General features: G+C 56.7%; 21 protein-coding genes and 1 pseudogene. 8 read left to right on the top strand and 14 right to left on the bottom strand.

Features of this window, described 5'->3' with window-relative positions:
- Window positions 1–8: 8 nt before the first annotated feature.
- The 4 genes from J2J98_RS16270 (at window position 9) to J2J98_RS16285 (ending at window position 3,535) form a co-directional block, all read left to right on the top strand.
- The gene (locus J2J98_RS16270; protein WP_064705918.1) at window positions 9–1,406 is read left to right on the top strand and encodes an O-antigen ligase family protein; all 1,398 of its coding nucleotides are present in this window, start codon (window positions 9–11) and stop codon (window positions 1,404–1,406) included.
- A 3-nt stretch (window positions 1,407–1,409) separates the two neighbouring features.
- Entirely contained in the window at window positions 1,410–2,450 is a 1,041-nt protein-coding gene (locus tag J2J98_RS16275; RefSeq protein WP_207601593.1) for an acyltransferase family protein, read from the top strand.
- 153 nt (window positions 2,451–2,603) lie between these two features.
- Complete coding sequence (locus J2J98_RS16280) at window positions 2,604–3,062, top strand: glycosyltransferase family protein (RefSeq protein ID WP_207601594.1); 459 nt, start codon at window positions 2,604–2,606, stop codon at window positions 3,060–3,062.
- A complete protein-coding gene (locus J2J98_RS16285; protein ID WP_207601595.1) occupies window positions 3,059–3,535 on the top strand; it encodes a glycosyltransferase in 477 nt (158 codons plus the stop codon). Before J2J98_RS16280 ends, J2J98_RS16285 begins: the two co-directional genes overlap by 4 nt.
- 37 nt (window positions 3,536–3,572) lie before the next feature.
- Here J2J98_RS16285 and J2J98_RS16290 read toward each other — a convergent pair whose 3' ends face one another.
- The 4 genes from J2J98_RS16290 to J2J98_RS16305 all read right to left on the bottom strand — a co-directional run bounded on the left by J2J98_RS16290 (window position 3,573) and on the right by J2J98_RS16305 (window position 9,689).
- Window positions 3,573–4,268 carry an SGNH/GDSL hydrolase family protein gene (locus J2J98_RS16290; protein ID WP_207601596.1) on the bottom strand — a complete coding sequence of 232 codons (696 nt, stop codon included), beginning with the start codon at window positions 4,266–4,268 and terminating at the stop codon, window positions 3,573–3,575.
- Between the two features lie 223 nt (window positions 4,269–4,491).
- Window positions 4,492–5,799: an HlyD family type I secretion periplasmic adaptor subunit gene (locus tag J2J98_RS16295; protein WP_138392894.1), complete on the bottom strand. Its 1,308-nt coding sequence runs from the start codon at window positions 5,797–5,799 to the stop codon at window positions 4,492–4,494.
- A 15-nt stretch (window positions 5,800–5,814) separates the two neighbouring features.
- Window positions 5,815–7,578 (bottom strand): type I secretion system permease/ATPase, encoded by a 1,764-nt coding sequence (locus J2J98_RS16300; protein ID WP_138392893.1) that lies wholly within the window; start codon window positions 7,576–7,578, stop codon window positions 5,815–5,817.
- A 485-nt stretch (window positions 7,579–8,063) separates the two neighbouring features.
- Entirely contained in the window at window positions 8,064–9,689 is a 1,626-nt protein-coding gene (locus J2J98_RS16305; protein ID WP_207601597.1) for a right-handed parallel beta-helix repeat-containing protein, read from the bottom strand.
- A 663-nt stretch (window positions 9,690–10,352) separates the two neighbouring features.
- On the opposite strand from J2J98_RS16305, the gene rapA2 reads away from it, so the two are divergent.
- Complete coding sequence (rapA2, locus tag J2J98_RS16310; RefSeq protein WP_064705926.1) at window positions 10,353–11,060, top strand: calcium-binding lectin RapA2; 708 nt, start codon at window positions 10,353–10,355, stop codon at window positions 11,058–11,060.
- Window positions 11,061–11,325: 265 nt separating this feature from the next.
- Here rapA2 and J2J98_RS16315 read toward each other — a convergent pair whose 3' ends face one another.
- The 5 genes from J2J98_RS16315 to J2J98_RS16335 all read right to left on the bottom strand — a co-directional run bounded on the left by J2J98_RS16315 (window position 11,326) and on the right by J2J98_RS16335 (window position 18,075).
- Window positions 11,326–12,030 (bottom strand): hypothetical protein, encoded by a 705-nt coding sequence (locus tag J2J98_RS16315; RefSeq protein WP_064705927.1) that lies wholly within the window; start codon window positions 12,028–12,030, stop codon window positions 11,326–11,328.
- Entirely contained in the window at window positions 12,030–14,306 is a 2,277-nt protein-coding gene (locus J2J98_RS16320; protein ID WP_207601598.1) for a polysaccharide biosynthesis tyrosine autokinase, read from the bottom strand. Before J2J98_RS16320 ends, J2J98_RS16315 begins: the two co-directional genes overlap by 1 nt.
- Window positions 14,307–14,357: 51 nt before the next feature.
- On the bottom strand, window positions 14,358–15,071 hold the full coding sequence (locus tag J2J98_RS16325; protein ID WP_207601599.1) for a sugar transporter: 714 nt from the start codon (window positions 15,069–15,071) through the stop codon (window positions 14,358–14,360).
- Between the two features lie 81 nt (window positions 15,072–15,152).
- Entirely contained in the window at window positions 15,153–16,364 is a 1,212-nt protein-coding gene (locus J2J98_RS16330) for a polysaccharide biosynthesis/export family protein (RefSeq protein ID WP_064705930.1), read from the bottom strand.
- 301 nt (window positions 16,365–16,665) lie between these two features.
- A complete protein-coding gene (locus J2J98_RS16335; protein ID WP_138392889.1) occupies window positions 16,666–18,075 on the bottom strand; it encodes an O-antigen ligase family protein in 1,410 nt (469 codons plus the stop codon).
- Between the two features lie 302 nt (window positions 18,076–18,377).
- Between J2J98_RS16335 and J2J98_RS16340 the strand changes: the two genes are divergently transcribed.
- Both J2J98_RS16340 and J2J98_RS16345 read left to right on the top strand, forming a co-directional pair.
- The gene (locus tag J2J98_RS16340) at window positions 18,378–18,977 is read left to right on the top strand and encodes a transglutaminase-like cysteine peptidase (protein ID WP_138392888.1); all 600 of its coding nucleotides are present in this window, start codon (window positions 18,378–18,380) and stop codon (window positions 18,975–18,977) included.
- Window positions 18,978–19,244: 267 nt separating this feature from the next.
- Complete coding sequence (locus J2J98_RS16345) at window positions 19,245–20,564, top strand: UDP-glucose dehydrogenase family protein (protein ID WP_064705933.1); 1,320 nt, start codon at window positions 19,245–19,247, stop codon at window positions 20,562–20,564.
- 219 nt (window positions 20,565–20,783) lie between these two features.
- Here the strand turns inward: J2J98_RS16345 and J2J98_RS16350 are convergent, their stop codons facing one another.
- Together J2J98_RS16350 and J2J98_RS30875 are read right to left on the bottom strand one after the other, a co-directional pair.
- The gene (locus J2J98_RS16350) at window positions 20,784–21,575 is read right to left on the bottom strand and encodes a metallophosphoesterase family protein (RefSeq protein ID WP_064711388.1); all 792 of its coding nucleotides are present in this window, start codon (window positions 21,573–21,575) and stop codon (window positions 20,784–20,786) included.
- 157 nt (window positions 21,576–21,732) lie between these two features.
- Window positions 21,733–21,870 (bottom strand): annotated as a pseudogene (locus tag J2J98_RS30875) (TolC family protein); the annotation flags it as partial.
- Window positions 21,871–22,262: 392 nt separating this feature from the next.
- Between J2J98_RS30875 and J2J98_RS16355 the strand changes: the two are divergent.
- The gene (locus J2J98_RS16355; RefSeq protein ID WP_064711387.1) at window positions 22,263–22,505 is read left to right on the top strand and encodes a KTSC domain-containing protein; all 243 of its coding nucleotides are present in this window, start codon (window positions 22,263–22,265) and stop codon (window positions 22,503–22,505) included.
- Between the two features lie 169 nt (window positions 22,506–22,674).
- Here the strand turns inward: J2J98_RS16355 and J2J98_RS16360 are convergent, their stop codons facing one another.
- The 3 genes from J2J98_RS16360 to ung form a co-directional block, all read right to left on the bottom strand.
- Entirely contained in the window at window positions 22,675–23,280 is a 606-nt protein-coding gene (locus J2J98_RS16360; protein ID WP_207601600.1) for an alpha/beta hydrolase, read from the bottom strand.
- A 10-nt stretch (window positions 23,281–23,290) separates the two neighbouring features.
- On the bottom strand, window positions 23,291–24,223 hold the full coding sequence (locus tag J2J98_RS16365; protein WP_138392885.1) for a VOC family protein: 933 nt from the start codon (window positions 24,221–24,223) through the stop codon (window positions 23,291–23,293).
- A 135-nt stretch (window positions 24,224–24,358) separates the two neighbouring features.
- Entirely contained in the window at window positions 24,359–25,060 is a 702-nt protein-coding gene (ung, locus tag J2J98_RS16370) for a uracil-DNA glycosylase (protein WP_207601601.1), read from the bottom strand.
- Between the last annotated feature and the right edge of the window lie 94 nt (window positions 25,061–25,154).

A 25,154-nucleotide genomic window follows, 5' to 3' on the forward strand; every position in this document is an offset into this window, starting at 1 on the left:
GCCCTCGCATGAGTTTTGGCCCAACCTATGTTCGAGACGGAGATATCGGCCTGCGGCCGTCCGTCCGTGCGCGGCCACGCCATGGCATCAAAAAGGAGACGCTCGTCCGCCTGCTCCTGACGGGCATTTTCTACGTCGCCCTGCTGCGGGCAACCGGCATGTGGTATGGTTATCCATCGAATTTCGATGACGGGGCAAGCGTTGATCCGCTGCCGCAGAAGCTGATGCTCTATTCGCTGATCCCGTTGATCGGCTTCTATGGCATCCTTGAGCCAAACCGCTTCCTCGCCTTTTTCCGCGGCATTCCGCTGCTCGTCGGTATCGTCATCTTTTCGATCGTGGTGTCGTTCTTCGGCTCGCTCGATTTCGGCGCATCTGTGCGCGGTGCCGCGGCCGTCGGTCTGCTTGCGCTTGGCCCCCTGCTCTTTCGACTGCGCTACGGCAACGAGGAAACCTTGCGTCTCCTCGCCAACTTTGCCATTTTCTCGGCCTTCGCAAACATCCTTTACACCGCTGCTTTCCCGCGTTTCGGCATCATGGGCGGTTCGCTGGCGGGGGCGGTGAAGGGACTGTTTTATCACAAAAATACAATGGGGCAGTTCAGTGCGATCTGTTTTATCGTGCTGATTTCCCATCGGCTGCCCTCCCCCCGGCTTCGCTACAGCGGCTTGCTGAAAACCATCGCAATCGTGCTGACCCTCGTCCTTATCGTGGTCTCCTTGTCGTCGACCGCGGTCGTCATGGTGGCGATCGGTCTTGCAACGATCGTCGGCCTGAAGATGATGGAGAATATCAGGCACAGCATGGCCCGCGCTTTCATCGTCTTATTCCTCTGCCTCCTGATCGGCTTCGCCGGCTCGATCGCCTATCTCGGCGTCGCACAGGCCGTCGCCGAGGCGTTCGGAAAGGACCTGACCCTATCGGGCCGATCCGATATCTGGGAGCAGGTAATCCCACTGATCTATGATCGGCCGATCTTCGGCTATGGCTTCGCCACATTCCGACAGGCGGACATTGTCGAGGAATATGTCCGTCTGGGACACACCGTGCGCTCCCTGCACAACACATATCTCGAGATTTGCCTCAACATCGGTATTCCGGGCTTCCTTTGCTGGATCGCCTTCCTGCTGACGCGAATTTTCAAGAAGATAGCCGCAGTCTACAGGAGCCATCAGCTTCAGACCGTTCAGGCCAAAGAGGTTGCGCTGATCCTGCTCGTCATGATCGGCGCGATGACCGAAGCGGGAATGATGCTTGCACCGATCGGTCTGTGGCCGGTCCTCGTCTCTGTCTTACCGATGAGAACGGAACCTGTTGTCCCCCCGCCAAGTCGGCGGCGGCTTCTTTCAAAGGGACCGGGCGGGCGGCGCAGCCCCCGTCGTCCACAACCCGCTTTAGGAGAATAGGCAATGACCAGCGCCCCAATGGCCGTGCCCGAATCGAAAAGAGCCGCGGTCAGCGTTGAACGCGAAAAACTGCTGGATATCGAACGCGGCAAAGGCCTCGGCATCCTTCTGGTCGTCTACGGCCACCTTGTCATGCAAGGTACGCTTGGTGAGCAGGCATGGTACCAGGCGACGAAATCCGCGATCTACACCTTCCACATGCCGTTCTTCATGTATCTCAGTGGCTTCGTGTTCTTTTTCACAGGCGCGCATAATGCTCTTGATCGCAACTTCAGCCAGTTCTTCGCCAAGAGATTTGATCGGCTGCTGATCCCCTTTATCGTCATGTGCCTGATCAATGTCTTCGGCAAGCAGATCGCCGAGACGTTCGTTCACGTCGATGACGGCGTCAGCGGCTTTTGGCAGGGGCCATGGGCGGTGATTTCGAACAGCCCGAACAACCCGACCATTTCGATCTGGTATCTCCTCGTGCTTTTCGTCTATTCGGTGCTGACACCGATCCTGTGGCGGCTGAGCAGCCGGCAGATCGGCATTCTTTTCCTTTTCTCGCTGGCGATCTTTTTCATCCCCGCCTCGGAGAGGTTTTATGTCGCGCGAATTCTGAGCTATTTCGTATTCTTCGCCGCTGGAATGCTGAGCTGCAAATATTCCGAATACGCTCTCAACATATTCTCCAGATATATCATCCTCTGGCTAGTTGTTTTCGCAGCCGCACTTTATATCGGCCGGAGCTTCCCCTATTGGCTTCTTTTGTGCGGAGCGGCGTCAATTCCGTTTCTGCATGCTCTCGTCAAATTGCCGATTTTCGAAAACGACAAGATCCTCCTTTGGTTCGGTCAAAATTCGATGGTGATCTACCTTTTCAATACGATCTTCATTGGAATAGCCAAGGGTATCTATGTGAAGATCCTGCCATATCACGGTCCGTGGTTTGCTTTTATGGTCGTTATATTGATGCTTGCCGGGACGTTATTGCCGATTCTTGCCAAGTTGGCGCTTCAGGCAGTACCGATGGCGGGGCCGATTTATAAGTATGTCAGGTGAAAGATTGTCCCGAACCAGGAGTTTTACACAATCCGCGCTTCGACGTGTTGGTTACTAATGTTAGAATTCCATTGAACTGCCGCGATACAGCCACGGTTTCAGTGGAACGGTCCAACCCTCCCGTCATCGGTCAAACATAGGAGATGCCTGTCTATGGCTGAGAAAAAACTGAAAGTTCTCGCTGCTTCGTCAGGAGGCGGTCACTGGGAACAGTTGATGTCCATGCGTAGCGCGTTCGAAGGCTGCGATATCATTTTTGCAACGACCATCCCGGGGCTTCTCTCCAAATACGAAATTCGAGACGGGCTGGTCCTTCCCGATTGCAGCCGTGACTCGATAACCATGTCGATCCGGTGCTTTTTCAGCGCCTTCGCCATTGTCATCAGGCACAGGCCCGACGTCATCATTTCCACGGGTGCCGCGCCCGGGCTCTTTTGTCTTCTAGCCGGCAAGATGACAGGCAAACGCACGATCTGGATCGACAGCGTTGCCAATGTCGAGAAACTATCCTTGTCGGGAAAATTGGCAGGCCATATCGCGACGCTCTGGCTCACGCAATGGGAACATCTTTCGCGGCCGGATGGCCCCCATTACGCAGGAGCTGTCCTTTGATCCTCGTCACCGTCGGAACGCAGCTGCCGTTTGATCGCCTCGTCAAGGCCGTCGACACCTTCGCCAAGGACCTGACCAGACCGGTTCTGGCGCAGATCGGCAAGGGCACCTACACACCACAGAACATGAAATGGATCAAGAATATCGAGCCCGCGGATTTCGACGGGATCTTTCGCGATGCGAGTGTCATCGTCTCCCACGCAGGAATCGGCACCGTCCTCACGGCCAAACGCTTCGGCAAACCGATCATTCTGGTCCCGCGGAAGGCAGCCCTTGGCGAGCACCGAAATGACCACCAGCTTGCCACCGTCAGCCAGCTCGTCGGCCGGCCCGGCATCTATGTCGCCCAGAGCGATGAGGAACTCAAAGATTATCTTCTCCAGGACCTGGACAGCCCCTCTCATGAAGACGCGTCCGATACCAGCCGGACGTCGCTGGTCAACTATTTGAAGGGTTATCTCGCGGCAGGTTGATCCCCGCGGCACGCGCAGGCCCTCGAGAAAGGGGAAATCATTCTCCGCAACCGGGGCCGGCTATGTGTCCGACGAGTTCGGGTACGATGATTTTCGAGGCGACTTCGGGCCGCGGATGCGCGCCGTCAGGAATCGCGGCGGCGAGATCGTCCGGGGACAGACGCTCCCAACCGGGCCTATGGTCGACAAACTCCAGGCCCCGTTTCTGTGCCTCCGCCTGATGAACCAAAATATAGCTGTCGACGAAAGGACGGATCAGCCCGCGCAATCCTGAAAACGGATTCATCGCCATGAGGATGATCCGCGCCCGCGGCAGCCGTTGATGAAGCCGATCGAGAATCTCGCCAATATTTTTTCGGCTTTGCGCCAGCGACACGAACCGGTGCAATGTCGCGTCATTGGCGTAGAGTTCGATGAGAATGATATCGGGCTGCTCGGCAAGGACGCGATCCAGCTGGGTCAAAGCCCATGTCGAGGTCTCGCCGCTCTTTGCAACGCTCTCGACACTTACAGGTCTCTGCAGGCAGGCGGCAAGCCTTGTCTGAAGGCCGGGCTGCCATCCCCCGCGTGCTGTGAGGGACGTTCCGAAAGCCACGATTTTCACAGGCGGAAGGTTCTCGGCATCACTCTTCCCAGTCATTGAAACCAATATGAGGCTGGCCAGATACAGAACCAGACACCATGCCAGTCGCCTCTCGGTCGGCACCGCTCGCCAAAGCTGCAAACATATCATGACGAAACCATATCTCGGCGAGAGCTATACGTCACCCCGCCGCACATCCGTTTGGAATGGCCGTCAAAGTCCTTCGCGCAGCCACGCCGCGGCAGGCTTGAGACTATCATGAAGATAGGTTCTCACGCCTGTTTCAGTACGCGACGCGAGCCTTGCCTCCAATCAGGGGCGGCACTGCGCTGACGTGCCGCGCCATGCAGCAACGGCGTCGGGAAGACGCCAATCATTCCTCACGAAATACGTGCTGCATCTGATCGGTCAGCGGCTTTGTGAGATAAGAGATGACGGTCCGGTCGGCGATCTTGATAAAGACTTCGGCCGGCATGCCGGGATAGAGTTTTATCGATTTCAGCTTCGCGATACTTTGCGCCTCCGGCTTGACGCGCAGCGGATAATAACTGAGCCCTGTCCGCTCATCCTTGACGATATCAGGCGCAATCGAGGTGATCACGGCCTGCACATCGGGCGTCGTGCGCTGATCAAAGGCGCTGAAACGTACATCGACGGATTGGCCGACATGGACCTGGTCGATATCGCGGGTGGCGACCTTCGCCTGGACTGTAAGATCGTCGTTTTCGGGAACAACGAGCATCAACGTCTGGCCGGCTTCGATAACGCCATTGACGGTGTGAACCGCCAATTCGTGAACGCGGCCGCTCAGCGGTGCGGTAATGTCGAGACGGCGGAGTTGATCAAGCGCAGTGCCGCGGCGCTCCTCGTTTTCGGCGATCTGAGCTTCGACATCGGTCAGGTCCTTTGCTATCTCCGAACGACGATCCTCATCCAGCTGAATCGATTGTCGGTCGATCTCGATCGCCTTGCCCTCGGCCTCCGCCTTTGCAGCGATTTCCTGACCGCTGTTACCCTGAAGATCGGCGCGGGCGCGCTTGAGCGTATTCAAACGCTGAAGCGTGACCAGACCCTTCTTGTAGAGAACATCGACGGCTTCGAGTTCCTGTTCGATCAAGCCGAGGGAATCGGCGGTGGCATTGATCTGAACGACCAACCCTTTGATCTGCTCGGCGAGTTGATCCTTGCGCGATGCCAGCTGGCTCTTCATCCCGATCAGCGCCGACCTGCGGCTGTCGAACAACTTCCGCTCGCCGTCGAGCAGCTGCTGTGCCGCGGTGCTGGACGTCAGATCGCTGAGGTTTTCTTCGACTTCGAACGATTCCGCGCCGATACGCTCGGCCTTCAGCCGGGCACGGCGCGCATAGAGCTGAGCAAGCGTGCTCTCCACAATCGAAAGCTGCGCTCTTGTCGCCGTTCCATCAAGCCGTATCAAAACCTGTCCGGCCGACACATGGTCGTTTTCGGAGACCAGAAGTTCTGAGACGATGCCGCCCGTTAGATGCTGGACCTTCTTGACATCGCCATCGACGATGACAACGCCTTCGCCGATGACGGCGCTGGAAAGCTCCGTTGTCGCCGCCCAACCGCCGATGCCGCAAACCAGCGCAATGGCCAACGCCCCGACAACCGCCACATGACGATTGAGGGAACGCTTCGATTCACTAATGACTTTACTCACAATCTACCTTCCGGACTATTCGGCTGCATTGCCGTCGACCACGACTTTGAGCTGAGCCACGCGCTCGGCAATCGGGGTGCGCGCCGCCTCCGGCCGGCTGACCCGTGCCAGCACCTCTTCCTTGGGACCGAAGGCGATCATTCTGCCCTCCTGCATCATCAGCACGAAGTCGCACACTGCCAGAACGCCGGATCGATGCGCGATGACGACGACGATGCCGCCACGTGCACGCACACTCATGATCGCAGCGCTCAGCGCCCGCTCGCCTTCCTCATCGAGATTGGAATTCGGTTCATCAAGCACGACAAGGAATGGTTCGCCATAAAGCGCTCGCGCAAGCGCGATACGCTGTCTCTGGCCCGCCGAAAGCGCAGCTCCACCTTCGCCGATTTCCGTCTCGTACCCGTTCGGCAAACGCAGAATGAGGTCGTGAACACGCGCCGCCCTCGCCGCGGCAACCACGGCCTCCGGCGACATCTCTTTCGCGAAGCGGCAGATATTCTGCGCGACAGTTCCCGAGAAAAGCTCCACATCCTGCGGGAGATAACCGATATGCCGGCCCAGTGCGTCGCCGTCCCACTGATCGAGCGCAGCGCCATCCAGGCGGATGGATCCTCTGACCGTTGGCCAAATGCCCATCATCGCCCGCGCCAACGACGACTTACCCGAGGCGCTGTAGCCGATGACCCCGAGCGCGCTCCCTGCCCTCAGGCCGAAGCTGATATCGGAGATAACCAGCCGCTGGCCAGCCGGAGGCCCACTCGCGACGCCTTCGACCGTGACTTGCTTGGAAGGTGCGGCAAGCGCAAGCGGGGCCGGGATCTCGGGAATTGTTTTCAGGAGGTTCGAAAGCCGGGCCCAGCTCTGCTGGGCGGAAACGAAACCGCGCCAATTCCCGATCGCCGCCTCCACAGGTGCCAGAGCGCGGGACGTCAGGATGGAACCGGCAATGATGATACCCGAAGAGGCCTGTCCTTGAATGACGAGGATCGCGCCGGTCGCCAGCGTTCCCGATTGCAGAGCGATACGGAAAATTTTGGAAATGGTCGCGTATCCGTTGCCGACATCCGATGCCTGCCGGGTGATGTTCCGGTATTCCGCATTCTTGCGGTCCCAGGTTTCAGCCATGGTACCTGCCATGCCCATGGCATGAATGACCTCGGAGTTGCGAATCGAGCTCTGCGCAAAGGCGTTGCGCATGTTGGCCGCTTCCGACTGCCGCTTGGAGAGCGTACGCGTGCCATGGTTGGTCAGGAACGTCAGGATAGCGAGAACCAGCGCTCCGCCGATCGCGATATATCCGATCGCCGGATGGAACAGGAAACAGATTACAATATAGAAAGGAAGCCAGGGCAGATCGAACATCGCCGTCGGGCCCATGCCGGACAAGAAGGTCCTTATCTGGTCGAAGTCACGCAGGGGCTGAAGCCCGTCGCCGCCGATCTTGACCTTCAACGGCGCTTTGACAAGCGCCCGAAACACCCGACCGTTCATCATTTCGTCGAGCGCACCGGCAACACGAACGAGCATTCTGCTCCTGAGAACTTCGAACGCGCCCTGAAAAGCGTAAAGAATTAATGCAAGTATTGCCAGGGCGGCGAGCGTCGGTATGCTTTTGCTTGGAATGACGCGGTCATATACTTCAAGCATAAAAAATGAACTTGTAAGATAGAGGATATTGACAAGCGCGCTTGCTATGCCAATGAAGATCAGCCCCCCTTTGCATTTCCGCAAGGCCTTGGACGGTTCATTGACGTCAGCTGCTGAACTTTGAAACACGTAACAATCCCTCTTCTACCGCATCGCGCACCCACGAACACGCGGACACACACTGCAGTTGCGAGCCTATAAAGCCCGAACATTGACATGGCTGCCTACGGATCCCCGGCACCGGTGCCGACGCTCCGCTTGCAGGCCCATAACTTAGCCCATAAATCCCACTGAAAAGTGACCGAAAATACAAATTTACCACGAACAATTTCAGAGGATCTAACTTTAACGCTACGATAATTATACCGGCCGAAGCAAGTGAAAATCGCAAAACGCCCAATAACGGCGCAAAGCGGCAAACGTGTGGCACGCTTAGCTCCGGCGTTTACTGGAATGTTAACTTTAAATACAATTTATAGTTCACATATTTCGGGCCAGCGGAACATTTTTTCACCGGGAATGGCGTGATTTGCAACGTCACCGGTAGCGAGAACCTTGGCCTACCTTGAAAATTGAAGCACTTCCGCGGCCAGCGGAAATGCTTCAGGTTCAGTTTAAGCCAGCAGCATTTGCGAGGCGTGGCTGCTGAGGAATGCGTCGACGTTAATGGAGACGCTCAAGCTGTCGGCATCGATATGGGAAGCGCCATCAGAAATTTTGTATTGGAAGAATTCGCTCACCTTTCCACTCAATCCGGCGAGCTTGGTTGCATCGACGGTATAGCTGTAATCGCCATCGCTTTCGACGTGGATGACGCCGTATTTCCCGGTTAGCGTCAGGCCATGCTTGTCCACCGCGCTGTCGCCGAAGCGGCGAAGCAGCACCGTTCCGTTGCTCGCATGGTCGTTTTCAAGAAGATTTCCGTGATAGGCACTGCCGGTATCGGCTGAAATTTTCAAGCTGTCGTGGACAGCAACAATTTTCGGAACGGCGACGGCAGGTACGGTCACAACCGGCGTTTCAACACTGGGCCCCGGAGCGCCAACCAGAGGCGGCGTCGGCACGTCTATATTCTCGGGGACTGGTGTGGCAGGCGTCTGGCCGTTGCTCGACGACGTATCGCCGCTTGCGCCCCCAGCTGCGCCATCAAGCTCTGCTTGTGCTTGTTCGAGCGTCTTGTTTACACCGATGGAGAATGTGTTCTGAGCGGCAATCGTCGCGGGCATGGTCAGAATCGATATATCGCTGTCGATAACATTATTGTAGAACGACCCCGACGCCGGCTTGTCGACTTTCAAGGCGGACGAGGACAGTTCGTCGAAGACGTTGTCGTGGACAGCGATATTCTCGCGAATGTAGCTAGGGTTGCCGACGGCGCTGACCAAAACGCCATAGACCCCGTCATGCAGGTAGTTTCCGCTGATGTCGTAGTTCTTCGCATCGCCCTGGTCGCCGAGACCGATACCGTAAGACCAGCTATAGCCGCCATATCCCGAGATGTCATTGTCGTGGATGGCGATATTCGTACCTCCCTGAGCGCTCAGCCCAAAACCGCCCCCGACTAGAGTATTGCCCTCGACCACGGCATTGGTCGCCCGGATCAGCACCAGGACACCCTTGGCGCTATTCGTCGCTGTCTGCTCGAGGTGATTGTCCGCGATCAATATATTGCTGCTGTCGTTGAGTTGGATCGCATCTGCTGCGCTACCCAGGCTATTGGTGACGGTATTGTTGATGAGAGTGACGCCATTCACTTTATCCATCCATATTCCGTCGGAACGCACACCGGTCAGCGTGCTGTTCTCGATGGTGATGTTCTGACTGCTCTGGAAGCTGACCGAGCCGGGTTTGCCGGACAGACCTGTATTCGATACTTCGACGTTGCGCACGGTCCAGTTCGAGACGTTGCCAGCGTAGATCGCGTTAGCGCCTGTGTCGGCGATCTTGATATTCTCGATGACGATATTCGAAGCCTTGGAACCGTGGATCCCGTCATTGCTGCTGCGAATGACCGGCGCATCACCGATGCCATAGCTGCCGATGGTGATGGGGGCGCTGACACTGCCGGAATATTTCAGATCGAACTGCTCATTGAATACGCTTCCGGCAGCAAGCAGCACGCTATCACCCGGGTTTAGTCTCAAGGATTCAACGGCAGACAAGGTCGCGAAGGCCGAACTCTCACTGGTTCCGTTATTGTTGTTGGATCCTGTCACCGAATTCACGTAATAGACGGTCATGCCGCGATCTCCCAAATGTAATGGAAAATCTTTAGCCGCCGATCTCTCTCTGCCTGCTGAAATGAAACACTAAAATGCGCGATATCAGGCGATAATTCTTGTATTCGCAGCGATAATAACTTGATTCCGCCGCATATTGCGGCACCGCAAGGGTGCCGGACGTCGCCGGCAAACAGTCATTTGCCACTATTCGGGCAGGACAGAGTTCGTCGCGAGCTGCACGACCGTGCAACATTCCCAGTTATACCTGATAGAAGTATAATGGAAGACAATATTTCTGCAGTTGCGCGCCTGAGCCTTCAGACAATCGTCAGAACTCGCAAGTTCACGTCAATCATTATAAATGATTATAGCTGAACTCTATTCCGACTCGTCCCGGTGTTCGCATTCCGATAATTGCTTCATGATAAAGAATCTTTCAGCGAGGAGACAAGCTGGCGGATTTTGAAACAATTCTCCATTCACTTATTGTTAAAGCAATAATATCGAAATCTTTCATGATCTTATGCACAGTAAGCGTGTATCAATACTAAAAAATACAGCCGTGAATATTCGACTCTTGTTAACTATGCGCTTGACTCGATGTATTAAGATATCCTTAATCGGGCAGCTCGCTGAAGGTCAAAAATGACCAGCGAAGATCAATTTCAAGGAGAGACAATAATGGCTATTCACGCAACCGACGATACTGCAACATTTCTGGAAACCGACGTTATTTCCGGAAACCTGCTTACCAACGACACATCCGACGGTAACCTTTTCCTGCGCTTCTTCGACCAACAGAGCGTCGGCGCCAAGCAGCCCGGCCAAGTTACCGAAATCCAGGGCGACTACGGCACCTTCTACGTCAAGGCCGATGGCAGCTACACCTATGTGCTGAGCGATGCCGCCAAGATCGGCTTCACCAACGGCGAGCTGCTCCAGGAGAAGGTTTCCTACAAAATCTCCGATGGTGCCGGCAACACTGACTTCGGCCTGTTCACCCTGAATATTCAGGGCGTCAGCCAGGTCAATCCGGTCGCTGTCGATGATCATTACAGCTTCAGCGAAGGTGACGCTATCGGGGGCAACGTTCTGGATAACGACATTCCCGGCGACAATGGTCACCTTTTCCTCCGCCAGTTCGACGGCTCGAACGTCAATGCAAGCAGCGGCGCTGTAACCGAGGTTCTCGGTACCTATGGCACGTTCCATGTCCAGGCGAACGGCGAATTCACCTACGAGCTGACGCAGGATATCGCTCCGGGCGCTCAGGTGACGGAAACCATCGAGTACTACAAGATCTCCGATGGTGAAGGCCACACGGATGTAGGCATTCTGACGCTCAACATTACCGGTACCGACGTCGTTTCCGGCGGCGTAGACGTCTGATCATCAAAGTCCGATCAAGAAGCAACGCTCGCGACACATGCTGCGGGCGTTGCCGTTTCTGGCAAGGACTCTGCGGGCACTTTGGCCGCATTGATGATTGAATGATCCGGTGCCGCGTGGTCAGCTTGTCCGCCCTTAATCCGGTACGCAGCTCTCTTTGAAGCCCCGCTGACGCGCGGGAGTTCCCTGCGCTCTTGAATTTCGCGGACAACAAGGTCGAACATTCTTAGCTCGCCGGAAATCGAAATACTGCGAACGGCTGTAATCACCCGCTGCAGCGCTGCCGAAGCCGCGCCGTGGCGCCTTCCCCGACACTTGCCCAGACCCGATCGAGGACTGGGCGCAGCTGCGGACTCACCGCTTTTATGGTGGCATTGACCCTGCAGCGGTCGCCGCGTTTCAGCATTGTCGTAAGATCGCTGTCGACTGCGCTGCTCGCCGCCGAAAGCGTTGCATGGGTGAAATCGTTCCAGAAATAAAATCGGGTCAGGATGATCGACTCGTCGTAGGGCGCGAGAGCGACCGAACGTTTCATCATGCCTGCGACCTGAAGCGGCTCCTCCGCAATTGCCGACTGAACGGCGGCGAGACGAAGCCAGAAATTGCTGTTTGTAGGCATGCACGAGAGCGCGTGCTGGAGATACCGGCGGGCATCCGACGCCGCGGCAACCCAGGCATCGTAGTTGATATTGACGTTCTGTCGATCGAGCTGCGCCAGAACAAGCGTAACACCGGCGGCGACAATGTCGGATCGGCAATAGCGTCCGTCAACCACCTCAATCGTGCGAGCCGCATATCTCGCTGCGACGTCGTTCGGGACAGTTTGGCCGCGCTCCATCCTTTCGGCGACAATAGAAATGCTGGCCGTCCTTATCGAAGCATAGAGCTCTCGGCCGGCCAGCATCGTAAAGATTACAGCGACGATAAGGAAAGTGATCCTCGTGGGCGAAACATACCGAGCGCCAAGCATCAGCTTTCAGTATAATATCGCGAATACCGCTTGTAATAATATTCGCTGGAACCGAACGTCCGGTAAAGCTTCATCTGCGCCGGATCGACCTTGGTCAATATGGCACCAACGCACTTGGAATACAGATCCGGCTCAGACAACAGTGTCGACTGCACCACCTTCCGCGAAGTCTTGCCCCACTCGATCACGAACACGACGGCGTCGAGCTTCGGATTAATGGCGCGCGCATCCACCACCGGAGCCAGAGGAGGCAAGTCAACGATAATGTAATCGAAACTTTGACGCGCGATTTCCAGAAGCTGATCCATACCGCGCGATGCGAGCAGCTCCGACGAATGCGGAACGCGATATCGTGCCACGGTCGGCAAGAATGCCAGCTTGGTCCTGGGGTCGAGGAGAATGAGATCCTTCAGCGGACGATTGTCGACAATCGCTTCAAGCAAGCCGGCTTCCGCGTGACGGCCGATGGCGCGCGTCGCTCCTGGATTCCGCATATCGCCGTCGATGAGCAGGCACCGTGCACCTTGCATGGCCAGAAGCTTGGCAAAGTTGATGGCTGTCGTCGACTTACCTTCACCAGGCAAGCTCGACACCATACCGATGACCTTGCAGCGCTGATCGGACGCACTGATATCGATCGCAATTTTCGCGCTACGCAGCGTCTCGGCGAATGCCGACAGCGGATGCTCCTCGACATAAGTCGTTGTCTTTCCGCCCCTGGCGATGCTTCGCGGGTTCCCTGGATCGACAAGCGTCGGATCCTCGACATTGTTCTCAATCAGCGGCATGACGCCAAGAGATTCGACATCGAGCATATCCCTGACATCGTCACCAGTGCGGAAGAAGCGATCGCGGAATTCACGGAAAGCTCCAATGCCGCTACCGAACGCGCACCCCAGGAACATTGCGAAAGCGATAACGAGGCTTCTTTTTGGAGCGCTCGGCTTCGTCGGCGTCTCCGCGGTCGTGATGATACGTGCGGCAGTTATCGGGAAGCTCTGCTGCTGGATCGCTTCTTGATAGCGCGCCAGGAAGCTCTGATAGAGATTCTTGTAGGTATCCCGTGTCCGCTCAAGTTCGCGGAGCTGTACCTGCGTCTCGCCCGCCGTTGCGGCCACACCCGTTGCCTTATCAACGCTGTCGCGCAGCGATTTTTCGCGGGATTGCGCAACTGTTAGCTCGCTCTGATAGCTTTCGGCGATGCGATTAAGTTCATCGAACATGAGCCTTTCGTATTCGGCCATTTCCGCACGAAGCCGAACTGCCTGAACGTGGTCCGGGCCAAGCCGCGCTTCGATTTCGGCCTCGAGCTTCGAAGCTTCCAGATATTTCTTGCGAAGATCGTTTGAAATAGAGCTGTCGAGTACATCGGTCACGATCGCATCGGTCTGTCTGGCGTCGATAATCGATTTGATGCGGGTATATTTCGCCTCGGCCTGCGCCGTTTCGGCCTGAGCCTTGATTAACTGGGTGTTCAGCTCGGAAAGCTGCTGCTCACTAAGCAAGGTGCCCGACCCTGCCTCGACAAGGCCATGCTCGCTGCGGAATTTCTGCACTGCGAGATCGGTATCCAAGGCCTGTTGCCGCAGCTCTTCGATACGCTCCTGCAGCCACTCGCCGGCTCGGCGTGTCGCCTCATACTTCGAATTCAGTTTATCAACCAGATAAACATCGGCAATAGCGGCGGCGATTTCACGCGCCAGGTCGGGCGACTGCGAGGTATAAGTGACGTCGAGAACGTAGGATTTGCCGACACGCTCGACATCGATGTTGCCGGCGACGGTTTCCGCGGCCCATCGCCGCTTCATTTCCGGATCTGGAGCAACTGCCACGTCATCGGCGAACCAGGAGCGAAAATTCAGCAGTGATTTCAGCGTTGCCACAGAAAAGAGCGAGTTTTTCTGTGCCGTGAAAACCGGATCGTCCACCAGTTTCAACTTGTCGACGACCGCATAGGCGATCGTATCGGACTTCAGCAGCTCGACCTGACTGAGGACCGTGCCTTCGTCATCGTCTAGCTGGCCGAAGGCCGCGAGCTGGTTAATCATCTGATTGTCGCTGCGGTCGATCAGCACTTTGGTCTCGGCTGTGTAGACCGGCACTGCAGTCAGGACATAGACGACACCAAGAATGGCAAAGACGAAAGCGCATACCGCAACGATCCGCCACTGCCGACGGACAATTGCGATAAGCTTGTCGAAATCGATGAAATCAGCTTCGTTTCCCGTATCGCGGGAAGGGTCGATACGCGGCGTAAGTTTATCTGGCGACAGCAATTTCGATCTCCAACAAAGGCGTCAAGCGCTAAGATCTACAGGCAATTCCAGCTATTGTGTGACGGGGACGCTCTGACTCGTCGACTCCGTCGTATCAGATGACGACTGTCCCGCTCCTCCCGTGCTGATGGCTATCGTCGTCGAACTCCTGGACGAGCTGTCCTCCTCCTCGCTCGCATCCGAAACCCTCAGCGTGCCCGCAGTCGTGGCGCTGCCATCAAACGGCGTACCGTCATCCGAGCCCGGGCCTGTCGGCCCAATTGAGCCAGTGTTGCCGATACCGGATGCTGCGGCAAGCGCACCTGTGCTGGGGCCAAGCGCGGCGGTCCCGCCTTCTGCGAGAACTTTTGCGAAGGCTGTCAGCAGCGGCGCAAGGTTGGGATCGGCGCTGGCCGCTTCGGCAACCGCTTTTTCGATCGCCAGTTTGAACTGCGGATCCGACACCTGGCAACTGTTTGCGGCTCGCCCAAGACCCGATCCGATCGCGGCCATCTGCGCGGCACTGGCACTCTTAGCCTGCTCGATCACCGGCAACAGGGCGTCGTTGCTGCTCGCCACCAGCGCTCGAACGCGCGATGACAAAACCAGCGGATCGGACATGTCGAGCAAAACGGCAGGACTGGCGGTAAATCCGCTGACGTCAACGGTTGTGAGATTTGCAGCCCCCAGGCAAGCAGCCGCGAAAGCGCTCGAAGTCATGCCGACAAACATTGCCGCGGCAATTCCGCCATATGCAAGTTTACGATGAACACTAAACCTTGCCATAAGTGGCTTCCTTCATCAAATCCACTATCGAAAAACAGGCCCCGGCACCGATCGTTTATGAGCGGCGCCGGCTATTCCCCATTAACGCCCGAGCTCTCGCACCGCACTGCGTGTATCGCGTGCGTCGTCCGTCACGCCGGCCACAGTGGACGATACCGAGTTTACGATGTCAAGGAACTTGACCAATTCAATAGAGTCCGAATTGGAAATATAGATAATATCCTTGTCTTCCATCTTGAATTGCTGAGCAGCAAACAGGGTTGCCGGGTCACGAAGATTGGCGCGGACAATCACAGGAACCGTATCGCCAGCGAACCTCGTCGTATCCACATGCATCGCCGCAACCGTCTTCTTCGGGACAAGACGGTAGAGCAGGACCTGAGACGGATCCGCCCGATCGTCACGCAGGCCGCCGGCCTTGGCGATCGCCTCCCCGAGGCTCAGGTCCGACTCTTCGAAATCAAACCGGCCGCTGACGCCAGCTGCGCCGAGCGCGAGAAAGGTGCGGCGCTCATGATCGACGGAGATCGTATCATCCGGCGCGACATAGATATTCTCAGCGGGGTTCTTCAGCAGCGTATTATAAGCGACGGTTGCCGTCCTGCCGCGGCGCTGCAGCGTCACATTCGTTTCGATGTTATTGGTCGTCAAACCACCCGCGGCGGAAATGACGTCGAGAATGCGCTCACCGGCCGGGCTGACCTGAACGCGCTGAGGATTGTTGACGTCCCCAAGCACGGCTACCTGACTCGAGCGGTTGGTGGTCGTTGTGATCACCACCTGAGGCTCGATTGCGCGGCTGGCCAGACGGTCCTCCACATCCTGCTCAACGGTCTCCTTCAGGCGACCGGCAGCCGGAACGCGACCCGCGTAGGGGATCGTGATCGTTCCGTTTCTGTCGATGGTCTGCGCCGGCAGAGAGATATAATTGCCAGGTCGGCTACCGGCGTCGGAGGGAATGAAGAGGCCGCCGGACTGCGCTTCAAAGATCGCAACCTCGACGACATCGCCATAACCAAGCGGAATTTCAGGCGCACCGCCGCGACCACCACCAAAACCCTTGAAGGAGGTGGGCTGCGGAGATGAGAAATAGGGCAGGACGTTCTTGCTGAGATCAATCAGGGCGTAGTCGATACCGACGCGACGCTCCTTCGTTGTTACCTTCACCGCCGCCCCTCGATCAACATCTTTGTGATCTGGGCCGGACCTTGGCAAGGACGTGCAGCTTGCCAATATACTCGTTAGCGCTACAACAATGGCGACGCGTGTACTACCAACAGGAAAACAACCCATAGAATAACCCGTGTTGACGCCCTTGAAGCTACTGCTCCGCAATCGGACAAATTACAAGACAATCCCTGATCATTAATTACCAAAAGCCGTTTATCATTCTCTAACTGTGGCAGCTTGGCAACGCCAAGCCCTTCAACAAACGAACGGCCTCGGCCCGGCTCTCTGACGCCGGCGATAATCTAAAGGCTGCGTCCGCTATAAAATCTCTTGCATTTAAGAGTCAACCCGCAGCCCTCAATCTGTCGGTATTTTCGGAAAACCTTCATAATTCCATTTATTTAAACTGTTATGCGCTGGTCGGTCACCCATATTGGCGTTCATTTTTGCCATGACTGCGGCCGAGGCTGATCGCCACGACGGCGCTCAGAAAGGCGGAGAAAAATACCGCGAAGCCAGGGATTTGAAGCGAAAAGTCGACCGCCGCATGAAGGGCGACCAGGACCGTTCCCGCTATGCCGAGTAGAACATAGTACCTGAGGCGCCGCCTCTCGGAGAGCCCACGCCAGAAAACCCTCGCAAGCACCGCGAAAGTAACGAGCGTCGCAACCGGAAACGTTACCCCCAGCCCCAGAAATCCTTCGAGATAGAAATTATGTGCGCGGTCAAAAATCCCGAAGATGCCGCAGGCTGGATCGCGGTAGGCCGAAAACACCGTGCGAAAGGTTCCCAGGCCAGTTCCCGTCAACCAGTGATCCGAAATGGCACGCCATATGCCCGGCAGAATACAGAAACGATCGTCATCCTCGAGCCGCCGCTCCTGTGCACGCAAAATCGCTCGTCCTGCAAACATGCTTAGCAAAAGAACGATGAAGATGACCGCGGAAAGAAGCTTCAACACCGAGCGCCATCTCGGCACCGGTGTTATGTATCGCCTTGAGCTGTTCCAATTGATGACAAGCCATGGAAAATAGATGAGAGCAGCAACAAAAGTCGCGAATATGCCGGCGCGTGATCGGCTCAGCATCAACGCGGTGAAACATGCGCACAGGAGCAGAATGCAGATCCATGTTCTCAAGAGCAGAAGGTTTCGGCCGGGCTCGCCAGGCGGGTGGGCTGAATAGGAACGAGCGATGTCCCTCACCAGCGTCAGCATGAGCAACGTTCCTAGTCCGAGGAAGGTCGCAGCGGTATTGCGGTTGACGAAGACGGCGGTCAGGCTGTCGAGATAGGCGTGTTTTTCGACGACGATCAGGACGTCGGGAAACATGGAGAATTGCAGCAGGCCGAAAACGGCGACGCCCCCTGCAGCAAGTCCCAGACCGGTAAGCAATTTCCGTGCGCGTTGATCGGTATCGCACAAGATCAGGCCGGTCAGAAACGTCACGAAAGGAAGAGCCACCCAGAGGATCGAGGCAAGCGTATCGGCCGGCTCGACGGAGATCACTGCATGTTGGACGCCCGCCAGATCGCGCGCAGCGCGCCAAGCGGGGTTCGCCAGCCAGTTGGCCGGCAATTCGATTGTCTGGATAAACGTCCAGCTCGTCAGCACGACGAGTAAAGACAAGGCGATGTTGAACACCCACCTCCCGTGTTTTGGCAGCGCGAACAGCAATCCCGCAAGGATGGCGAGAGCAAACATTCCGATTGCGGCGAAAGCGAAGGGAAAGGGCGTGACGCTCCCAAAAGGAACGAGTGTCAATATAACCAGGCCGATAAAGGCAACGAGAATCGCCTCCCGCAAGACCTGCCTGTTGATGAGGTTGGATAGCATTTGACTTCGCTTACCAGCAGCGGCACCGAGGGGATTACAACCGTTACGGTTAATATACTCGTACTAACATAAGTTGCATATCAAGCGCTAGCGTGTTAAAGTGCAACAGAATTCCACATAGTTTAAAATTGTCTCGAACGGCTTAAGCCAATCGAGACAAGACCCGATTATGCTCCTCATGCAGCAGAAACGGGATAGACGTTCTGTGCCATATACTTGGCAGATCACTAAATCGCCATGCCATTGACTGCGCGAAAAGGCAAGCCTGATCTCAATCGGTTGCCCTGACGGGGATTTAAGAGATGAAGAAAACGTTTGTTACACTTCTGGCGCTTGCTTTTACGGCTGGCAATGCCTGCTCGGCATTTGCCGCCGGCCCCACAGGTCTTGCCCGCGGCCTGAACGACAATTCGGCGGTCAGCTACATCTCTGAAAAAGGCAAGATCATTCCGCCCTTCGCCCAGGTGCTGTTCTGCGCCCAGAACCCAGCCGAATGCCGCGACAACAATGGATTGGCTGTCATCACGCTGACGGACAAGGAGATGCTGCAACTGAAAAATGTAAACAGCTCCGTCAACCGGACGATGGTCGGCCGGAACGATCCCCGCAACGAATTGAACGGCGACGTCTGGAGGGTGAATGTGCGCAGCGGCGACTGCGAAGATTTTGCGTTGACCAAACGCAGTCGACTGATAGCGATGGGCTGGTCGTCGCGCGCCCTGCGGATTGCGACAGCGTTTACGCCTTCCGGGGAAGGACATGCAGTGCTAGTGGTCAGAACCGACATGGGCGACCTTGTGCTCGACAACAGGCAAAGCAGCATCAAGAACTGGCACGATACCGACCTGCGATGGGACAAGATTCAATCGGGAACAGACCCCTACGTCTGGTATCGGCTGTAGCAGCCAAGGCAGTCCACAGGACAATTCCTCCCGTTACGGAATTGAAGTCGAGCCGGCTATAACGAACGGCTCGACTTGTCATATCGCCCACACAAACCTATGTTTTTGCTGTCGCGGGGTAGCCGGCAACGAGCAGAGGCACCTCGAGTACGACTTCCGATGTGGGTATCAAGCGATCTTCGATATTGTCTTTTGGCCCAGATTCAGTATGACGAACCTCATGCTGCGACGCAGCATGACGTTCTACTCTAATGATTTGAGGGAAATATGCGCATCACGATGATTGGATCAGGCTATGTAGGCCTCGTTTCAGGCGTTTGCTTTGCGGATTTCGGCCACGACGTCATCTGCGTCGACAAGGATCTGAGCAAGATCGAGGCCCTTCGCGAAGGCCGCATTCCGATCTACGAGCCGGGTCTCGATCAGCTGGTTGCCGAAAACACCAGCACCGGCCGCCTGTCGTTTTCGACGGATGTCGGCGAAAGCGTGCGTGGCGCCGACGTCGTGTTCATTGCTGTCGGCACGCCGTCCCGGCGCGGCGACGGCCATGCCGACCTCTCCTACGTCTATGCGGCTGCGCGCGAGATTGCCACTTATGTGGAAGGCTTCACGGTCATCGTCACCAAATCGACGGTGCCGGTCGGCACCGGCGATGAGGTTGAGCGCATCATGCGGGAAACCAATCCTGCAGCGGATATCGCCGTCGTTTCCAACCCGGAATTCCTCCGTGAAGGTGCGGCGATCGAAGACTTCAAGCGCCCTGACCGTATCGTCGTCGGGCTGAACGACGATCGGGCGCGCGAAACCATGACCGAAGTCTATCGCCCGCTTTACCTCAATCAGGCACCCTTGGTTTTCACGACCCGCCGCACCTCCGAACTGATCAAATATGCCGCTAACGCATTTCTTGCGATGAAGATCACCTTCATCAATGAGATCGCCGATCTCTGCGAGCGGGTCGACGCAAACGTCCAGGATGTCTCGCGCGGCATCGGCCTCGATGGCCGTATCGGTTCAAAGTTCCTGCATGCAGGCCCCGGTTACGGCGGCTCGTGCTTCCCCAAGGACACCCTTGCCCTTGCCAAGACCGCGCAGGATCACGACGCCCCGATCCGTCTCATCGAGACGACGATCTCGATCAACGACAACCGTAAGCGAGCGATGGGACGCAAGGTCATTTCGGCCGTCGGCGGAGACATTCGCGGCAAGAAGATCGCCATCCTCGGACTGACCTTCAAGCCGAACACCGACGACATGCGCGACAGCCCGGCCATCGCCATCATCCAGACGCTGCAGGACGCCGGCGCCCAGGTCGTCGGCTATGATCCCGAGGGTATGGATAATGCCCGCAAGGTCATCGAGAACATCGAATATGCGAACGGCCCCTACGAAGCCGCTGCCGACGCCGATGCCCTCGTCATCGTCACCGAATGGAACCAGTTCCGAGCACTCGATTTCAATCGCCTGAAGCAGTCGATGCGCGCTCCGGTACTCGTCGATCTGCGCAACATCTATCGCAGCGACGAAATCCGCAAACACGGTTTTACCTATACCGGTATCGGCACCAACCTTTACCAGGACGCCTGAGAGAGCCTGACAAATACGTGAAGCTTCTGACGCCGCGGCACAATCCCGCGGCGTTTTTTTGAATCGTGCCGCCGAAACCGAAGCAGTTTTTGGTTGGCGTCACGTTCTCCTTGCCCAGCTCATCGGCCCGAAGATCGGAATGGATTTTCGGAAGGCACCGATGCGTTAGATTCAGAGTGTTGAAGTGTCCTTACTGTGTGCGGGAAGGAGCACGGCGCTCTAAAGAAGCCCTACCCGCGTCCCCTTGATCGTTAGCACGGTCAGCCGGCCCGTCGCCGAAACCGCGGTGTCGATGCCGATGCGTTGCGGACCGAATGTCGGGATTCGCCCCGGGGTATGTCCGTGGATCACGAGCACAGGAAGCTGCGGCCCCTCGTCCAGGAAGGGTTGCCTGATCCACATGAGGTCGCTGTCTGTTTGTTTCTTGAGATCGATGCCGGGTCTGACACCTGCATGCACAAACACCACCCTGCCTATCCGCAACATGACCGGCAGCGATTCCAGGAACTCGATATGCCGCTCGGGTATCATGTTGCGAATGACGCGGGCAATCGTTTCGTTTCCCGCCGCCGACTGCAGGAGATGCTCGATATCGATGCCATATGATTGCAGCGTCTCCGTCCCGGCAAAACCCAGCCACTCGAAAATTCCCGCCGGTTTGCGATAAAGCTTCACCAACTCCGCATCGTGATTGCCGCAAAGGACCACACGCTGAAATCCCGGCGGCGGACTCTTGCTCAGGAACTCCAGAACCGCACTCGAATCGGGTCCACGATCGACGTAGTCGCCGAGCATGACGATGAGTTTGGGACCCGGAATACGCGCTGCATCCTCTACGATGCGTCGATGCACCTCGACGAGCTCGTTGTAACATCCGTGAACATCGCTCATGGCATAGACCGCAGCGAATTCGCTTTCGGCAAATGTCAGCCGAGCGCGCTTCCTACGGCTGCCGGCCAGTATCGGTATCTGTTGTCGCCACGGTCCTAGATAATTAAACATATAACCCATTTATGAGACCCGACCGAATGGCGGGTTGATCGAATTCTCATCCATTGCTGCCACGGCACCAAGCTCAGTGTTCATAAGAAGTTGGCCTGATCGCGGCGTCGAGATTGTAGCGGAGACCTGTTGCCACATTCACAACGGCATAGTCCTTCGCCATTTACTGAACCGCCTGCGTCAGGCTCGCCTGGGCGGTCGCGGCCGAACGTTGCGCGTCCAACTCATCAAGCAGTGAGGATTGTCCATCCTTGTAGCTCCCGATTGAAAGCGCAAGAGATTCCTGCGTGGGCCTCACCTCGGCAGGTCGGCTCTCGGCGGCAACATGATCTAGCCCGATCACGCAGCCCGCTCGGGATAACAAACGACTTCCGCAAGCAGCGGCGCTTGGTATCCATCCATAGCTGAGAAGATATCGCGATTAATATTCGCCTGTATTTTAATACATGATGGTTAATTGCCGGTTAATCGTGCGTTTACTGCTGCGGACCTTCTATCACCAGCTGTATTTCCGAGTATTTTCGCGTTTGGAAGAACTGGAAACTCGCGGCTTTCCACAGGCGAGGTCTCCGAAAAAGCTGTATAAATCAACTACAGCGAGAGTCGCCATGAAAAAATGAACGTTAAAGCAGATCGCGCTTGACGACCTTGCGACGTCGCTTAAAGATGGTGCGCTGCGAGAGTGAATGACAATTCTTGATCAGGAATCTCAGATCCAAAATTGCGGGGTGCAAAGTGGAAACTGCGGTTGATTCGAAACTTATCCAAGCGATCAGCTACGACGAAGACAGCCGGCATCTGCGGGTCTATCTGACCAACGGTCAGAGGCGAGAATATGAAGGTGTTCCCAAAGGGGTCGTCGTCGGTTTGACGATGGCGGAATCACCGGGGAATTTTTACATGAAAGCAATAAGGGGCAAATATCCGCCTCGCCCTTAGCTGCCGCACCGACTGCCGGCGGTCTTAAGACGGCGACATCTGACTTAAACGGCGGGCGGTTCCGAGCCCCCTTGAGTGTCAATCTACGACGACATCATCGTCGTCTCAGAACGATGCGGGACCGGTATTCACCGGTCCCGCTCACGTTTTGGCCACTGTCCTTGCACGGTCAATAACCGCTGAGGAACTCGCGAACCGCATCGATCTCAAGCGGCGCGATCTCGTGCCCGCCGGCATGCCAGACCGTTCTGACCTCCGCACCCCGACCCTCCAGGTGCGCTGAAAGGGCCTCGGTGGCTGCGATCGGAGCGATGGGATCCCGTTGTCCGGCTGTCACCAGTACCTTTCTTCCCGCCAGCGTCGACCGAGCTTCGGGCTGAAAGGGAATGAGCGGATGCATCAAAACCGCCGCATCGAAGATGCCCTTTTCAATCAGCACATTGGCAAGAATATTTGCGCCGTTCGAGAAGCCCAGGCCCAGAACATGAGAAGCCTGGTATTCGGCGGCCAATGCCGTGACATAAGCCGCCATCTTCTCCGTCGCGCGTGAAAGGTCGGACATGTCGTAAACCCCTTCCCCAGTGCGGCGGAAGAACCGGGCCGCGCCAAATTCGGAAACATCGCCACGCGGTGAAAGAATCGTTGCTTCGGGCAGCAGCCGTCGGCCGAAATCGAAGAACTGGTTCTCATCGCCGCCGGTGCCGTGCAGCACCAGCAGAATCGGTTTGTCAGGTGCGCCGGCACGCAGCCGATGCACATATCCGGTTTCGATCATATCACCCTCCCTACGCTTCCAGCGGCTGCAGATGCTGCTCGAGCAAGGAGCGAAGATGAGCGTGCTGCTGCGGCAGCTTCAGCGCTTCGCCGAGATGGGCAGTGTCTTCGTCGCGGTCGAAGCCAGGCTCATTGGTCGCGACCTCGAACAAAACACCACCTGGCGTGCGGAAATAGATCGCCCAGAAATAATCTCGGTCGATCACCGGTGTGACCTGATAGCCCGTGTCCATCAGCGCCTTGCGCACTTCGAGCTGCTTTTCGCGGTTTTCGACCGCAAAGGCGACATGGTGGACGGAGCCGGCGCCGGGAAGCGCGCGGGCAATGTTCGGCATGGTCTCCAGGTCGATCAGTTGGGCGCCGTTGCCATCCGGCCTGATCAGGCGTTTGACTCCGTCCCTTTCCTCGGCCACTTCGTAGCCCATGAACTTCAGCAGTTCGGCGGTTGCGCCTTCATCCCTCAGCCGCATGGCAACGGAGTGGAAGCCGCGAATAGCACGATCCTCGCTGATGCCGCCATGCGTCCACGGCTGGCGGCTGTCATTCTCGACCTCGACGAGTGCGAAGCCATCGCCATCCGGGCCGGAGAAGTTCAGGCGCTTTTCGCCGAAGCTCTCCTCGGCCTTCAGACCGCCGACGCCAAGCGTGGCGAAGCGCTCGCTCCAGAAGCCGAGCGAGCCTTGCGGGACGGAAAATGCGGTCGTGCCGACCTCACCGGTGCCGGGACGGCCCTGTGCCATCTTCGGGAAGGGGAAATAGGTCATGATCGTGCCGGGTGCACCGGTCTCATCACCATAGTAGAGGTGATAAACATCGGGCGCATCGAAATTGACGGTCTTCTTGACGCGGCGCAGGCCAAGCGCATGGGTGAAAAACTGGTTGTTGGTGCGGGCATCCTCCGCCATCGACGTAACGTGATGCAGCCCCTTGATCTGATCGAGCATGTGAGACCCCTTTCTCGCCCGCCATTCGCGAGCTTTTGATGGATCATAAATGCGCCCGGCCTGGCCTCCGGAATAGACCCTAAGACCAAAACGCATTGTCTCCTTTTAGCGAACGAAAATCAATTCATGTTCACTTCAGGCCCCATGAGGATCTGCGGGCAATTGCCAGTCGATCCGCGCCCGCCCGCGGGACTGGAGGAAAGCATTCGCCTTGGAAAAGTGTTTGCAGCCAAAGAAGCCGTTATGGGCCGAAAGCGGCGAGGGATGCGGCGCCCTGAGCACCAGATGTCGGGCCGTATCGACAAAGGCAGCCTTGCGCTGAGCATAGGAACCCCAAAGCATGAAGACGACGGATTCGCATTCATCATTGACTTTGCGGATAACGGCATCGGTAAAGCGCTCCCACCCCTTGCCCTGATGGGCGGCCGCCTGCCCTTCTTCGACAGTCAGCACGCTGTTCAGCAGGAGCACGCCCTGCCTTGCCCAATGTTCGAGAAAACCGTGGCGTGCCGGTGTTATGCCGAGATCCGTCTCCATCTCCTTATAGATATTGACGAGCGAGGGCGGTATGCGCACGCCGGGCCTGACACTGAAGCATAGACCGTGAGCCTGCCCAAGCCCGTGATAAGGATCTTGGCCGAGGATGACGGCCTTGACGTTGGCGATCGGCGTCAGATCAAGAGCGCGAAAATATTCGCTGCCCTTCGGAAAGATCCGTTTGCCGACCTGCTTCTGGGCGACGAGGAAGGATCTGAGTTGCTGCATATAGGGACTTGAAAACTCCCCCGCCAGCGCGGCCTTCCAGCTCTCCTCGAGACTGACGGATGTATCGCTCATCAGAAACCCTTCAGCATAGGACGAAATAATCGACAGGCGGTTCCAGCAAACAAACTGACGTCGCAATGCCTGCGGGGTTTCGCGTCGGCTTCAG

The organism is Rhizobium bangladeshense (genome assembly GCF_017357245.1).
In the GTDB taxonomy this organism is placed as follows: Bacteria; Pseudomonadota; Alphaproteobacteria; order Rhizobiales; family Rhizobiaceae; genus Rhizobium; species Rhizobium bangladeshense.

What these genes read in the sequence shown, in the direction of transcription:
- J2J98_RS16270 (WP_064705918.1), top strand. Translation starts at nt 9, where the DNA reads ATGAGTTTTGGCCCAACCTATGTTCGAGACGGAGATATCGGCCTGCGG.
- J2J98_RS16275 (WP_207601593.1), top strand. Translation starts at nt 1,410, where the DNA reads ATGACCAGCGCCCCAATGGCCGTGCCCGAATCGAAAAGAGCCGCGGTC.
- J2J98_RS16280 (WP_207601594.1), top strand. Translation starts at nt 2,604, where the DNA reads ATGGCTGAGAAAAAACTGAAAGTTCTCGCTGCTTCGTCAGGAGGCGGT.
- J2J98_RS16290 (WP_207601596.1), bottom strand. Translation starts at nt 4,268, where the DNA reads ATGATATGTTTGCAGCTTTGGCGAGCGGTGCCGACCGAGAGGCGACTG.
- J2J98_RS16305 (WP_207601597.1), bottom strand. Translation starts at nt 9,689, where the DNA reads ATGACCGTCTATTACGTGAATTCGGTGACAGGATCCAACAACAATAAC.
- rapA2 (WP_064705926.1), top strand. Translation starts at nt 10,353, where the DNA reads ATGGCTATTCACGCAACCGACGATACTGCAACATTTCTGGAAACCGAC.
- J2J98_RS16315 (WP_064705927.1), bottom strand. Translation starts at nt 12,030, where the DNA reads ATGCTTGGCGCTCGGTATGTTTCGCCCACGAGGATCACTTTCCTTATC.
- J2J98_RS16325 (WP_207601599.1), bottom strand. Translation starts at nt 15,071, where the DNA reads ATGGCAAGGTTTAGTGTTCATCGTAAACTTGCATATGGCGGAATTGCC.
- J2J98_RS16330 (WP_064705930.1), bottom strand. Translation starts at nt 16,364, where the DNA reads ATGGGTTGTTTTCCTGTTGGTAGTACACGCGTCGCCATTGTTGTAGCG.
- J2J98_RS16335 (WP_138392889.1), bottom strand. Translation starts at nt 18,075, where the DNA reads ATGCTATCCAACCTCATCAACAGGCAGGTCTTGCGGGAGGCGATTCTC.
- J2J98_RS16340 (WP_138392888.1), top strand. Translation starts at nt 18,378, where the DNA reads ATGAAGAAAACGTTTGTTACACTTCTGGCGCTTGCTTTTACGGCTGGC.
- J2J98_RS16345 (WP_064705933.1), top strand. Translation starts at nt 19,245, where the DNA reads ATGCGCATCACGATGATTGGATCAGGCTATGTAGGCCTCGTTTCAGGC.
- J2J98_RS16350 (WP_064711388.1), bottom strand. Translation starts at nt 21,575, where the DNA reads ATGGGTTATATGTTTAATTATCTAGGACCGTGGCGACAACAGATACCG.
- J2J98_RS16360 (WP_207601600.1), bottom strand. Translation starts at nt 23,280, where the DNA reads ATGATCGAAACCGGATATGTGCATCGGCTGCGTGCCGGCGCACCTGAC.
- J2J98_RS16365 (WP_138392885.1), bottom strand. Translation starts at nt 24,223, where the DNA reads ATGCTCGATCAGATCAAGGGGCTGCATCACGTTACGTCGATGGCGGAG.
- ung (WP_207601601.1), bottom strand. Translation starts at nt 25,060, where the DNA reads ATGAGCGATACATCCGTCAGTCTCGAGGAGAGCTGGAAGGCCGCGCTG.